This is a genomic window from Bradyrhizobium sp., assembly GCF_049519115.1.
In the GTDB taxonomy this organism is placed as follows: domain Bacteria; phylum Pseudomonadota; class Alphaproteobacteria; order Rhizobiales; family Xanthobacteraceae; genus Bradyrhizobium.
The window spans coordinates 1-12,685 of the sequence record NZ_JBEKRB010000007.1 but is presented as its reverse complement, the minus strand read 5'-3'; the positions used below and the strand labels follow the sequence as shown (position 1 = coordinate 12,685).

The following is a 12,685-nucleotide window of genomic DNA, read 5'->3' as shown; positions in this document are numbered from 1 at the left end:
AATGCAACGCCGGCTTCGACCGCGTCGTCGGGCCAAGTGTCGCAACAAACAAACGTGACACCGCCAGCGGCGCAGCAACAGCCCCAGTCTGTCGCGGCCGCCCCTTCTCCACCCGCTGATTCAGCACCGGTTCCGCAGCCTCAACCGCCCGCTCCAGTCTTGGCCAAGATTGATGCGGCAAACGCTCAACAGCCGACCAATGTCCAACAGGCTCCGCAAACGGCCAGGAGCGAGGACGCAGCACCCACGAGGACCGAGCGAACGAACGCCCGTTCAGTCGAACCGAACAGAGAAATATCTCGTTCGGCCGATATCAACAGGGAAACCTCTCGCAAACGAGGCGACGAGCGAAAATTTTCGGAGCGCAAACGGCGACAAGATCTGGACGAGGCAACCAACGTTGTTCGGCAGATGCCGCGTGACGGCGCGATCGACCGGGTCGTCGAAGAGGATGATGCGCCGCGCGTCATCGATGGTCCGCCACGCCGCTTTGGCTTGTTCGGAAGCGCCGAGGATTCGCCGCGCGCCCCGCCGCCTCCGCGTTTTGGCCTGTTCGGGAATTGACCGATTCTCATTTTCTTCTTCCGCCGGTCTGGTGATGTCGCCCCGTCATGCCGGCCTTGTACCGGGCATCCACGCCTTTTCTTTTCTCCAACCAAAACGTGGATGGCCGGGCATAGGCGAGCGGAAGCGACCTCGTCACTTCTTCATGTAGTCGAACGCGATGCTTCCGAGCCCCAACGTCAGATCGGCCTTGAAATGCAGCGCCGAGATCACCTCGCGTACCGGCAACCGCGCCACATCGGCCAACGCGTGCGGAAACAGGCCGAGCGCCGCCGGGCCGGTCCAGGCTTCCTTCAGTGTGATTTCTTCAAGTTGAAAGCGCACCAGCTCGCAGATGCGCGCGCTGCCGTCGACATGGGGAATGATCTTCAGAATGAAGTTCGGCGCTTTCATCCCCTTCAGCACCGTATCGTGGTCCACCGCGCGATGCTTGTAGCCCATGGTCCCCGATACACAGAGCACCGAACCGTAATGCAACGTGCCGACCAGCACGTCGCTTTCCACCTCGATCTTCGGCTTGGCGAGCTTTTTCGGAAATCCCCAGAGCTCGCGGCCGCCGGCGATCGGCGCGTCGTCATCGAGATACATCGCGTGGGTATAGGCACCCTCCTCGCCGTTGAGGCGAACCGGGATGACCTGCCCGGTTTCGGTGTAGTCACCGAAGCCCGTCGAGTCGGGCATGCGGATGAATTCGTATTTGACGATCGGCTCAACTACTTCAAGCGGTTCAGGCACCACGGCGGCGAGCGCCTCGGGATCGGTGCGATAGGTGATGACGAAATATTCACGGTTGAAGAAGCGGTAGGGCCCGGGCGGGAAAGACGGGCTGGTTAGCGGCATGGAATAGGCGTTTCGCCGGACATCCTCGATTTTCATAGACATTCTCCCGATGCGAGCCACGCCTCGCGCATGAGCGACAACTATCGGGGAGCAAGGTGACACAAACGAGACGAGCTCGCGCGGCCGATCTTGCGGTTTCTCGTGATAGTGAGCGAGATCCGATACAGCGAAGCCCGGTCGTTGCGGGCTACTTCGACTGTATCGGTGGCGCCATCTTTTCCGGCGGCGCGGGCGGAAGGGCTGCCTTCGCGCCCTCTTTCTGGGCCTCCGTGGTCGGCGTTGCCGGCTCAGGCGCCGGCGTGGTCGGACGTGTCCCGCCGGGTTTCGATTCCGCGGGCTTATCACTGGTCGTATCGGACGGTGAGCCCTGCAAGGGTGGCGTTGCCTGCGCGAGTTGAACGTTGGCGCGTGTCGTTGCGACGAGCGAGAAACCGGTCAGCACCAGTCCCGCCGCCAGCATGGCTGACGCGAGGAAAAATTCCGTCCGGCGCTTTCGATCGTTCGGCAACATCGCTTTTCACCTACAAATAGTTTGCAGGCGTTAACGGGTCCGGGAAGGCGTTGTTCCCGGGAACTTAAGGCTCACTTACAGCGTCAGCAAACCCGCTTCGCCGTCTTCCGCCGCGAAAGCGAGCAAAGTACCCTTCGCGCTCCAGGCCAGCGCTGCAATTGCAGCGCCACCGTTGCGATGGACCAGGATTTCTGCGCCATCTGCCATGCGCACCATCAACATGGTGCCGTCTTCATAGCCCGCGGCGAAAATAGCCTGATCGGGGTGACAGGCGACCGCCGTGACGCGCGCTTTCAGCGGCGCCAGCATCGCGGGCTCCTTGCCCATCGGGCCGTCCTTGCTGGCAAACGGCCATATGATCACGGTGTCTGCACCCGAGGTCGCCAGCGCCTTGCCGCCCGCGCTCCATGCCATCGAGCGCACGCGGCCGGGATAGCCGGTCATGCGCATGTGCCGGTTGTCGGCGAGCCGCCAGCCATGCAGCGCCGGCTCGTGCATCGCGGTCACCAGAAACTTGTTGTCCGGACTGAAGGTCACCGCCAGATGCGAACCCGCCCATGCCAGAAATTCCGGCTGCGCGGCCATGTTGGGAAACCACAGCGTCACGCCGTTATAATGCGCGACCGCGAGCCGCAAGCCTTTCGGCGCGAAAGCGAGCCCGCCGACGGTTGTCGGCACATCGAGCGATTTCTGCTGGTCCTTGCTGCTACGAATAAAGGCGGTCTTGCCCGCCGACCAGGCGACGGCGCCGTCCGGATGCAGCGCGACATTGTCGATCCAGCGCCGCTTCGAATCGGTCGCGATCACGCCGGTTTCGCCTTTGGCGTTGAGGCTGACGACCTTGCCATCATCGCCACCAGTGACGACACGCGTCCCGTCGGAGGTGGCGCACAGAATGCCGCCGCCATGGACAGAGACCGCGACAGGATCGCCATCGCCCGCGACCACGAAGATATTTTCTTCGGCCCCAACGAAGGCCGCGCTATCCCCGAGAAAATGCACGGCGCTGAGCGGCGCGCCGATTGCGAGGCTGCGCACCTTCTCGGTCACGGAAATGATGGAGGCGGATTCGCCCGGCTCGAAATCGGTCATTGCGTAACGATACAGCGCTCGAAACCTTCGCGGATCATCGCTTCCGGCAATTCGCGGCCGATGAAGACGAGCCGGCTCAGGCGCGGCTCGCCGTTTTTCCATGGCCGCTGGTGATCGCCCTCCAGCATCATATGCACGCCCTGGAAAACGTAACGCTCGTCATCGTCGCTGAAGGAGAGGATCCCTTTCGAACGCAGTATCTTCTGCCCCTCACTCGCGACGAGACCCTGCAACCACGGCATGAACCTGGCCGGATCAAGCGGCTTGTCGGTGCTCAAGGACAACGATTGCATGTCTTCGTCGTGGTAATGCTTCAGGCCGTGCCCATGACCATGGTCATGATGGTGGTGATGGTCATGATCGTGGTGATGATGATCGTCCCCGGCTTCGAGGAACTCCGGTTCGATCTCCAGGATGCGATCGAGATCGAACGCGCCGCGCTCGAGCACGTCCGACAGCGCGACCTTGCAGCGCTCGGTACGATGCAGTTTGGCATAGGGGTTGATGCCCCTGATCCGCGCCTCGACCTCGGCCAGTTCGGCCGTTGAGACGAGATCGGTCTTGTTGAGCACGATGACGTCGGCAAACGCGATCTGGTTCTTGGCTTCCGGCGCATCCTTCAGGCGATCGCTCAGCCATTTCGCGTCAGCCACCGTCACCACCGCGTCCAGGCGCGCGTTCTTCTGCACGTCTTCATCGACGAAGAAGGTCTGGGCTACCGGCGCGGGATCGGCGAGCCCGGTGGTCTCGACAATGATGGCGTCGAACTTGCCCTTGCGCTTCATCAGGCCCTCGAGGATGCGCACGAGGTCGCCACGGACCGTGCAGCAGACGCAGCCGTTGTTCATCTCGAAGACTTCTTCGTCGGCGCCGATGATCAGATCGTTGTCGATGCCGATCTCGCCGAATTCATTGACGATGACAGCGTATTTCTTGCCGTGGTTTTCCGACAGGATGCGGTTGAGCAGCGTGGTCTTGCCGGCGCCGAGATAGCCCGTCAGCACGGTTACGGGGATTTTTTGCACTGGAATTTTGGAGGACGTCGGTTCGGACATGATTACTCCGGAAGGCGGTCATTAGCGCGCTAGTTGGCCAGCGCGCTCGTCAGCGTTCTTATATTGTGCCTGACCATATCAATGTAAGTGGGGGAATCGCCCTTTTCATCGGTCAAAGCGTCGGAATAGAGCGTCCCGCCGACCCTGGCGCCAGTCTCCACCGATATTCGCTGCATCAGGCGGGGGTCGCCGATCCGCTCCAGAAATACCGCAGGTATGCGTTCGGCTTTGACCTGCGCGATGATTTTTGCAACGTCCCGCGCGCTGGGCTCGGCTTCGGTGGAGACCCCAACCGGCGCGATGAACTGGATGCCGTAGCGGGCGGCGAAATAGCCAAAGGCATCGTGGGTCGATATCACCCTGCGGCGATTTTCCGGAATCTTGCCGACCGCCTGCCGCACCTCGGCGTCCAGCGCCTCGAGTTTGGCCAGATACGCTACCGCATTTTGCCGAAAATGATCCGCATCCGGCGGGTCGGCTGATATCAGCGCGTCGCGGATATTGGCGATGTATCTTTCGGCATTGGCCACCGATTGCCAGGCATGCGGATCGGCATCGGAGCCGGCCTTCAGCGGCGTAATACCCGATGTTGCTGTTACGATCGAGGCCCTGTTGCCGGCGGCCTGAAGCAGACGCGGCAGCCAGCCCTCAAGACCAAAGCCGTTGATGACCAGCAATTTGGCGTCGGCAATCTTGCGCACATCCGATGGCGTCGGCGTGTAGACATGCACGTCGCCGTCGGGACCGACCAGCGTCGTGACCGCGACGCGATCGCCGCCGACGTTCTTCACAAAATCGCCGAGGATCGAAAAACTGGCGACCACGTTCAGGCGTGTTTGCGCGTGCGCGGGGCTTATGCCGAGCGATATCGCCAAGGCCAACAGAAGACCGCGCCAGAGAAGAACGTGCCAGCCTCGCATCGCACGCCTCACGCTTCGAGATGAGGTGCGGGAAACAACTGCCTGACCACGCCGCGTACATTGCCGAACAGGATCGAGACGATATAGAGCGCGGCCGAGACCAGGATGATCGCGGGTCCTGAGGGAATGCGGGTCTGGAACGACAGCACCAATCCGGCATAACCGGAGATGATCGCGCTTACTACCGCGATCGAAATCATGCCGGTCAGTTCGCGCGACCAGAACCGCGCCGTGCCCGCCGGCAGGATCATCAGGCCGACTGCGAGTAGCGTGCCAAGCGCCTGAAAGCCATTGACCAGGTTGACGACCACGAGCGCCAGAAACGTCAGATGCGCGAGCGCGCCGGCGCGGCTGACGGTGCGCAAGAACAACGGATCGACGCTTTCGATCACGAGCGGCCGGTAGATCACCGCAAGCACGATCAGGGTGAGCGTGGCGTTGAAGGCGACCACGAGCAGCGTCTGGTCATCCATCGCGAGGATGTTGCCGAACAGCACATGCAGCAGATCGATATTGGTGCCCTTCACGGAGACAATGGTCACCCCGAGCGCCAGCGACGCCAGATAGAAGGTCGCCAACGAAGCGTCTTCCTTCAGATCGGTGGTGCGCGACACCACGCCCGCCAGAAGCGCTACCGCGAACCCCGCGATCAGCCCGCCCGCGGTCATAGCAAACAGATTGAGGCCCGAGAGCAGGAAGCCGACGGCCGCCCCCGGCAGGATGGCATGCGCCATCGCATCACCCACCAGGCTCATCCGCCGCAACATCAGGAACACCCCGATCGGCGCCGCACCAAGCGAGAGCGCCACCACGGCGGCGAGCGCCCGGCGCATGAATTCGAATTCGATGAAAGGCGCGATCAGCGCGTCATAGATCATGGTTTAGGCAGCCCTTGAGGCGTCTGCGTCGACAACGCAGGCGGCGGCACTGTCGTCGAAGGCCTCGCACATCCGCCGCGCCTCGGTGAGATTTTCTGATGTCAGCACCTCGGCCGTTGCGCCCCAGGCCACCTTGCCGCGCGCCAATAGCAAGGTCTCGGGGAAACGGGCGCGCACGAGATCCATATCGTGCAGTGCCGCCAGCACGGTGCGCTTCTCGGCATGCCATTGCTCGACCAGCGCCATCAGGTCGGCCGAGGTTTTGGTATCGATGGCGTTGAAGGGCTCGTCGAGCACGATCAATCGCGCATCCTGTAACACCACCCGCGCAAACAACATGCGCTGCATCTGGCCGCCCGACAGCGTGCCGATGCCGCGATTTTCAAACCCGCTCAAGCCCACTGCGGAGAGCGCCTGCGCGACACTCGCACGGGCCTCCTTGCCGACGCCGCCGAAAAAGCCGGTCCGGCGCCACAGCCCGGTGCCAACGAAGTCGAACACCGAAATCGGAAAGCTGCGGTCGATGTCGGCGCTTTGCGGCAGGTAGGCGATATCCCTGGCGCCAATGCCGCCGGTCACAATGGTGCCTGCCAGCGGCTTGAGGATGCCGACGAGCCCACGAAACAGCGTCGACTTGCCGGCGCCGTTGGGACCGACGACGGCGAGCAGCGCGCCGGCTGCGACCTCACCGCTCAAGTGGTGAACGGCGGGGTGGCGGTCATAGCCCAGCGTGACGTCCCGAAATTGCAGTTGCGCCGACATCGTCACTTCATCGCCAGCCAGACGAACGCCCAGAGCGCGGCGCTGACCGCGACGGCCGCCGTAAACCGCGAAAGCACCGTCATGCGCAAAATCGACCAGGTGACCGGCTGCGCGGGGTGCGGTGCAGCTGGGCCATGGCTATGGGCGTGGGGGTGCGGATGGGCGTGATCGTGGGAGTGGGAAGACACCATCATTCAATGTTATAATATAACATTGGATGAGTCCACCGGAGCGGACCTGAAGGCTCCTCAGACCATCGACCGCACCAAAGCGAGCCCGGCAAACAGGCCGACAATCGACAAGACCACCGACCCCAGCACATAAAGCGCCGCAAGCCCGAGTTCGCCGCGCTCATAGAGCAGCCCGGCATCCAGCGAGAATGCCGAGAAAGTTGTGTAGCCGCCGAGGATGCCGGTCATCAGAAACAGCCGCCACGACTGGGCGGCATCGCCCTTGAAGGCGAGATAACCGGCGATCAGGCCCATGATGGTCGAGCCGGTGATGTTGATGATGAATGTGTGGTACGGGAAATGGGTCCCGAGAAATTTCGGGCAAATCACGTTTACCGTGTGGCGCAGCACCGAGCCGAGGCCGCCGCCGACAAAAACCAGAAGATAGTTCATCGTATCATTCCATATCTCAAACCACCGGCATCGCAAGCTTTGCCGCAAGCCGGCTACGCCCGCAAGCGCAGCGAATTAGCAAAAGCCAACGAAAAAGCGGCAGCCTGAGGCTGCCGCTTTTGATGAAACCGATGCGATGCCGATCAGGCCTTGCCGAGCAGCTCGTCGACATATTCCCAATTCACGAGGTGATCGACGAACGCCTTCAGATAATCGGGGCGACGATTGCGATAGTCGATGTAGTAGGAATGCTCCCAGACGTCGACGCCGAGGATTGGCGTGGCGCCGTGCACCAGCGGGTTTTCGCCGTTGGGCGTCTTGGAGATTTCGAGCTTGCCGCCCTTCACCGACAGCCAGGCCCAGCCCGAGCCGAACTGGCCGACGCCGGCCGCGGCAAAATCGGTCTTGAATTTCTCGAGACCGCCGAGGTCTTCGTTGATCTTCTTCTCCAGACGGCCGGGCAATTTGGTGCCGCCGCCGTTGGGCTTCATCCACTTCCAGAACTGGATGTGATTGTAGTGCTGGCCGGCATTGTTGAAGAGCGGCGCGTTCTTGCCGAACGAGCCCTTGACGATTTCCTCCAGGGACTTGCCCTCGAATTCGGTCCCCTTCAGCAAATTATTGCCGTTGGTCACATAGGCCTGGTGATGCTTGTCGTGATGGAATTCCAGCGTTTCCTTCGACATATATGGCGCAAGCGCGTCATGGGCATAAGGAAGATCGGGGAGCGTGAAGGTCATGGGGTCATGTCCGAAAATGGTGGGAGACAAACTCTAACGGGAACCCTTATAGAAGGTTCCAATCCGCTTAGACACACTGAATTTGCCGTGACCGGACGGTCTGCTATCCACGCGCCTGCCCGGCTCAGGGATCATATCGCCGTGCGGCATTTAGAATTCAGTCGTTTCCATGCCGGCTCCGGTATTTTACCAGGCGGATACAGAGGGGCGTGATGAGTATCGAAATCGAGATTGTGAACGGCGGTCAATCCGGGCCGTTGGTCGAGAGGCTGTTCGCGCAGTCATTGACGGCTGAAGAGGGAGACGCCGCCGCCTGGCGCCATATCAAGTGGGCGGATCCGGATTTGCGCGTGCTGATCGACGCGCCCGACGGCGAACCCGCCTGTCATACCGGTATTTTCTTCAGGACCGTGACCTGGAACGGCCAGAAAGTTCACGTCGGCGGCATTGGCCAGGTCGCCACTCGCCCCGATTGCCGGCGCCGCGGCTATGCCAGCATCGCGCTTGAGGCCGCCGTTCGCACCATGCGCGATCACGACGCCGCACAATTCGCGCTGTTGTTCTGCGAGCCGAACATGAGCGAATTCTATCGGTCGCGGGGCTGGCATGCATTTACCGGAGCGGTCTATGCCGAGCAGCCGGAGGGGCGGATTCACTTTGAGATCATGGCGCCGATGGTGCTGGATCTGAAGCGGCGCGCGCCAACACTCGGGACGCTTGACCTGTGCGGGCTGCCCTGGTGAGGGACCCGAGTGGCGGACTTGCGGGAATGCCATTTGTTGCTATGCAGTCCCGGTTGTAGCCGGAGAGGTAAATGTCTCGCAGATTCGAATTCGTCGTTGTCGCGCTGGTCGCTTTCTTGGTCGCAATCCCTGCAAAGGCCCAAAACACCGCCGGCAGCCCGGACGGCATTTGGCTGACCCAGGCAGGCGATGCAAAAGTACGTGTCTCGAAGTGCGGCTCGGGGATTTGCGGGGTCGTGGTCTGGCTGAAGGAGCCGATCGATCCTCTGACCGGAAAGCCGCAAGTTGACGACAAGAACCCCAATCCCTCGCTGGCAAAGCGGCCCATCATCGGGATTTCGTTATTCTTGGGCATGCGTCCGGCCGGGCCCGGCCAATGGTCGGGCCAGATTTATAACGCCGACGACGGCAAGATCTATGCGAGCAAGGTCTCCGTCACCGGGCCGGCGACGCTGAAGGTCGAAGGTTGCGTCGGCGCGCTCTGCGGCGGCGAGGACTGGAGCCGCAGCTCACGCTGACGTGAAGTTCAGGATTGTCGCGGTAGCGTCGCCTTCAAGGCGGTCGCGGCCGAGGCGTATCCGCCTCGCGCGCCGTCGATGAAATGGACGTGATCGCTGCGTATCGCCGACGGGGTAAAGCAGGTCATCATCGCGGCATCCTGCCGGTGAAGGCCATATCGTGCGATGCCCGCGGATGACGCCGCAGCCAGGCGCGCGCTCAACTCGCGTTCGAGTTCCGGCGTACAATCGAGCACCATCCGCAGGCCATCGTCGTATTTCCGGAAGTCGGAATTCTCCACGAGCTGTTGCACGTAGATGTGCGGAACGAATCCGCCGACCTTGATGCCGAAACGCATGATAAAATAATAGAACAGGGTCCAGGCGAATACACGCAGCCGCCGGGTCAACAAAGCGCCTCCGCGCTGTGCCCGCGCCTCGAATTCGACGCCGGCCGGCGGCCAGCGCAGCGGCGGCCCGCCCGGCGGCACCGGCCGGCCGGAGTCGGGACTGCGCTCGACCAGCACGACAATGTCGTCGATCAGCCGGCGATAGGCGACGGGATCCGCGCCCTGAACCGGCATCACCAGCACCGCGAGAATGAGACCACGTACCGCCGGTATCTCCTCGAACCGGCATGAAAGCCCCGAGAGATCGGGCCGTGTACCCGGCGGCGCTGGCGCGACCGCAAACTCGCCGCGCTTCATGGCAACGTCAGCCCAGCCGAGACCGCCGCCGGAAAACATCGCATAAGAAAGATTCGGCGAGGGCCCGAAACGCGCGACGCGAACGTCCAGCCCCTGCGCGTGTATCGCGGCGACCGGTATCAGCGCCACCCGCATCTCGAGGTCGAGGTCTTCCTTGACCCAGGCGGAGGTCGCCGCCAGTGCCTGCCGCGTGCGCTCCAGATCGTCCGGCGCAACCGCGAAGCTTGCGCCGTCGCCGCCGAACACAAACGGGAATTCGCGGCCCTCAAGGGCGTTGGTCACGGCCGCAATGACGGCGGCGCCGGCCATATTGACCGCCTTGTAGCGCGCTTGCGCGATCGCCTTGGTCGACTCGACGATATCGGCAACCCCGATGCTCCAGTCGGACGGCAACGGCGCGTAGAGTGACGGGTCCATCAGCCGCGTGAAGCCGCGAAACACCGGAATGGTGCCGTAGAATTTGTCGCTGCCGTTGGATGCGGTCATGGCGCGCGGTGCTTGCTGGGCTTTTCGGTCATGAGATACGGAGGAGACGGCAGGATAGGTTCAGCGCCTCACCGATTGACCGGGTCAAATCGTCACGGCACCGAGAGAGATATACCGATAAAGCTATATCGGCGTCCGGTCGAATTGAAGCGTCAAGCCGTATTCCCGGCGTCCACCGTCAGGACCGTGCCGGTGATGTTGCGGCCGCCCTCACTCAGCAGATATTCCACCATGCTGGCCACGTCACCGGTTTCCGGCAGGCGGCGGAGCGCGCTGCGGCCCGCAATGCGCTGACGCTGCTCGGGGCCGAGGCTGTGCGTCAGTTCGGTGTCGATAAAGCCCGGCGCGATAGCGTTCACCGTGATGCCGAGCTTGCCGACTTCCCGCGCCAGCGAACGCGTGAAGCCGGTCGCGGCGGCTTTCGTCGCGCCGTAAACCGACAGGCCATTATAGCCGGTCGAGGCGATGATCGAGGACATGTTGATGATCCGGCCGCCGGCGCCGTCGGCCATCATGTGGCGCACGACATATTTGGTCAGAATGATCGGCGAGAGCACGTTGAGGCGCGTCAACGCTTCGATTTCGCTGTTGTGCATCGTGGCAAGCAGGCCTTCGGTGCCCAGGCCGGCATTGTTGACGAGGCCGAAGATCGCGCCGAATTCGTCGCGCAGGCTTTTCACGAAAGCGGGAATGGCATCGACCTCGCCGAGGTCGAAGGGACGGAAATGAATCTGCCCGCGGCCTTCTTTCCCGGCGACACCGATGGCCTCACGCAACTCGTCGCTTTCGCGGCGCGCCACCGCGATCACGTGATAGCCGCTGCCGGCGAGCCTTTGCGCGATCGCAAGCCCGATGCCCCGGCTGCCGCCTGTAACGAGAATATTATGCATCTGATCGCGCGAGCTTTCCGGCCGCCGTGATCTCGAGTTTTTCGACAAACTTGATCATGGCAGGCACCTTGTGGGGCGCGAGGCTCGCCCGGCAATCGGCAACGATACGGCGCTTGATGTCGTCGCTTCGGCTCGCATCGCAGCCGTCGGCAAGAACAACGTCGGCGACCACGATGGCGCCGGTGATCGGACTTTTGCGTGCCTTGACACGCGACATCCGCACCGCGTCATCGCGGTTGATCACGGCTTCGATTTCTTCGGGGTGAACTTTCAATCCGCCGATATTGATGATGCCGCCACGGCGGCCGACAAAGTGATAGCGGTCGCCGCGCAGTTCGACCATGTCGCCGGTATCGACGAAACCCTCGTCGTCCGTCAGCGCGCCGGCAAGACGGCCGACATAGGCATGCGCCGCGCGCCGCGAACGGATCAGAAGACAACCGTCCACGACCTTCATCTCGACGCCGTCGCGGCTCACGCCGATCATGTCGGCGGGAAAACCTTCGCGCCCGTCATTGACGGCAAAGCCGACGCCGGCTTCGGTCGATGCATACGCATGGCCGATCGAGCTTTGCGGAAAAGCTTGATGCAGCCCGCCGAGCACCGCCTGGTCGGCGATTTCACCGGAGAGGCGGACATAGCGTGGCGAGAAGGCCGAGGCCGCACCGCTCATCAACAGCTTGCGCCAGTGCGAGGGCGTGCCGGAAATATGCGTGACGGCTTTTTCGTTCAACCGAGCGACGTGGTCGGCAGGAGCTTCGCCGGGCTTCGACAGCACCAGCGATCCGCCGCCGATGATCGCGCGCAGGAAAATCTGCAAGCCGCCATATCTGCGGATGTCGTAAAACGTCGCCCAGGTCGGCCGGGAACCGCGGGCCGGACCGTCGGCCGCGATCGCTCCGGGCGCGGGGTGCAGCCATCAATTCTTCACTGGCGGTAACGACCAATGAAATTCCCAATGATACAAAACGATCGGGCTGATCAGTGACGACAGCGTCGATGTCAGCGTCTTCGATCAGGCCCTGAAGGTGGTCGATGTTGATATCCGGCGGGCACAGCAGCATGCGCCGCGCGAGGCCGTCGACCTCGAGCATCACGAGACTGGCGAGAAATTGGCTGGAAACAGCCAGCAACACTGAGCGGCCGGAAAGTTCCGCCAGGCGGCCCTTCAGGCAGGTGCGATCAGATAGTTCCGTCAGCGATGCTGCGTGCCGCGCGTCCGAGAGCGTGCGGCCCTTCAGGCCGGGATCGAGAAAATCACGCAGCGCGAAAATTTCACGCGGGGACATTTTCATAGGCCTTGATGAAGTCGCCTATCGTAAGTGGAAAGCTTGCATCCGCCGATATAGTAAACGGATCGACGCCAAGATCATCTTC

Annotated in this window: 14 protein-coding genes and 2 pseudogenes; 2 read left to right on the top strand and 14 right to left on the bottom strand. The window is 62.2% G+C overall.

What is annotated here, in order from left to right; genetic code table 11:
* Positions 1-699: 699 nt before the first annotated feature.
* The 10 genes from ABSE61_RS07540 to ABSE61_RS07495 all read right to left on the bottom strand — a co-directional run bounded on the left by ABSE61_RS07540 (position 700) and on the right by ABSE61_RS07495 (position 7,985).
* Entirely contained in the window at positions 700-1,440 is a 741-nt protein-coding gene (locus ABSE61_RS07540; protein ID WP_423870461.1) for an acetoacetate decarboxylase, read from the bottom strand.
* A 151-nt stretch (positions 1,441-1,591) separates the two neighbouring features.
* Positions 1,592-1,915, bottom strand: coding sequence for a superantigen-like protein SSL4 (locus tag ABSE61_RS07535; RefSeq protein ID WP_423870460.1), 324 nt, complete (start codon positions 1,913-1,915; stop codon positions 1,592-1,594).
* A gap of 75 nt (positions 1,916-1,990) precedes the next feature.
* Positions 1,991-3,007 carry a WD40 repeat domain-containing protein gene (locus tag ABSE61_RS07530; RefSeq protein WP_423870459.1) on the bottom strand — a complete coding sequence of 339 codons (1,017 nt, stop codon included), beginning with the start codon at positions 3,005-3,007 and terminating at the stop codon, positions 1,991-1,993.
* Positions 3,004-4,062, bottom strand: coding sequence for a CobW family GTP-binding protein (locus ABSE61_RS07525; RefSeq protein WP_423870458.1), 1,059 nt, complete (start codon positions 4,060-4,062; stop codon positions 3,004-3,006). Before ABSE61_RS07525 ends, ABSE61_RS07530 begins: the two co-directional genes overlap by 4 nt.
* 29 nt (positions 4,063-4,091) lie before the next feature.
* Entirely contained in the window at positions 4,092-4,982 is an 891-nt protein-coding gene (locus ABSE61_RS07520; protein WP_423870457.1) for a metal ABC transporter substrate-binding protein, read from the bottom strand.
* Positions 4,983-4,990: 8 nt separating this feature from the next.
* On the bottom strand, positions 4,991-5,860 hold the full coding sequence (locus ABSE61_RS07515; protein ID WP_423870456.1) for a metal ABC transporter permease: 870 nt from the start codon (positions 5,858-5,860) through the stop codon (positions 4,991-4,993).
* Positions 5,861-5,863: 3 nt separating this feature from the next.
* A complete protein-coding gene (locus ABSE61_RS07510; RefSeq protein WP_423870455.1) occupies positions 5,864-6,622 on the bottom strand; it encodes a metal ABC transporter ATP-binding protein in 759 nt (252 codons plus the stop codon).
* 2 nt (positions 6,623-6,624) lie between these two features.
* Positions 6,625-6,816: a hypothetical protein gene (locus tag ABSE61_RS07505; RefSeq protein WP_423870454.1), complete on the bottom strand. Its 192-nt coding sequence runs from the start codon at positions 6,814-6,816 to the stop codon at positions 6,625-6,627.
* A 54-nt stretch (positions 6,817-6,870) separates the two neighbouring features.
* Positions 6,871-7,245, bottom strand: coding sequence for a fluoride efflux transporter CrcB (gene crcB, locus ABSE61_RS07500; RefSeq protein ID WP_423870453.1), 375 nt, complete (start codon positions 7,243-7,245; stop codon positions 6,871-6,873).
* A gap of 143 nt (positions 7,246-7,388) precedes the next feature.
* On the bottom strand, positions 7,389-7,985 hold the full coding sequence (locus ABSE61_RS07495) for a superoxide dismutase (RefSeq protein ID WP_423870452.1): 597 nt from the start codon (positions 7,983-7,985) through the stop codon (positions 7,389-7,391).
* A 212-nt stretch (positions 7,986-8,197) separates the two neighbouring features.
* Between ABSE61_RS07495 and ABSE61_RS07490 the strand changes: the two genes are divergently transcribed.
* Positions 8,198-8,728 carry a GNAT family N-acetyltransferase gene (locus ABSE61_RS07490; protein WP_423870451.1) on the top strand — a complete coding sequence of 177 codons (531 nt, stop codon included), beginning with the start codon at positions 8,198-8,200 and terminating at the stop codon, positions 8,726-8,728.
* Positions 8,729-8,799: 71 nt separating this feature from the next.
* Entirely contained in the window at positions 8,800-9,246 is a 447-nt protein-coding gene (locus ABSE61_RS07485) for a DUF2147 domain-containing protein (RefSeq protein ID WP_423870450.1), read from the top strand.
* 8 nt (positions 9,247-9,254) lie between these two features.
* On the opposite strand, the gene ABSE61_RS07480 is transcribed toward ABSE61_RS07485, so the two are convergent.
* The 4 genes and pseudogenes from ABSE61_RS07480 to ABSE61_RS07465 all read right to left on the bottom strand — a co-directional run.
* On the bottom strand, positions 9,255-10,418 hold the full coding sequence (locus tag ABSE61_RS07480) for a DUF3095 domain-containing protein (RefSeq protein WP_423870449.1): 1,164 nt from the start codon (positions 10,416-10,418) through the stop codon (positions 9,255-9,257).
* A 152-nt stretch (positions 10,419-10,570) separates the two neighbouring features.
* Positions 10,571-11,308 (bottom strand): SDR family NAD(P)-dependent oxidoreductase, encoded by a 738-nt coding sequence (locus ABSE61_RS07475; protein WP_423870448.1) that lies wholly within the window; start codon positions 11,306-11,308, stop codon positions 10,571-10,573.
* Positions 11,301-12,597, bottom strand: a pseudogene (locus ABSE61_RS07470) (AMP-binding protein). Before ABSE61_RS07470 ends, ABSE61_RS07475 begins: the two are co-directional and overlap by 8 nt.
* Positions 12,584-12,685 (bottom strand): annotated as a pseudogene (locus ABSE61_RS07465) (acyl carrier protein); the annotation flags it as partial. The pseudogenes ABSE61_RS07470 and ABSE61_RS07465, both read right to left, overlap by 14 nt.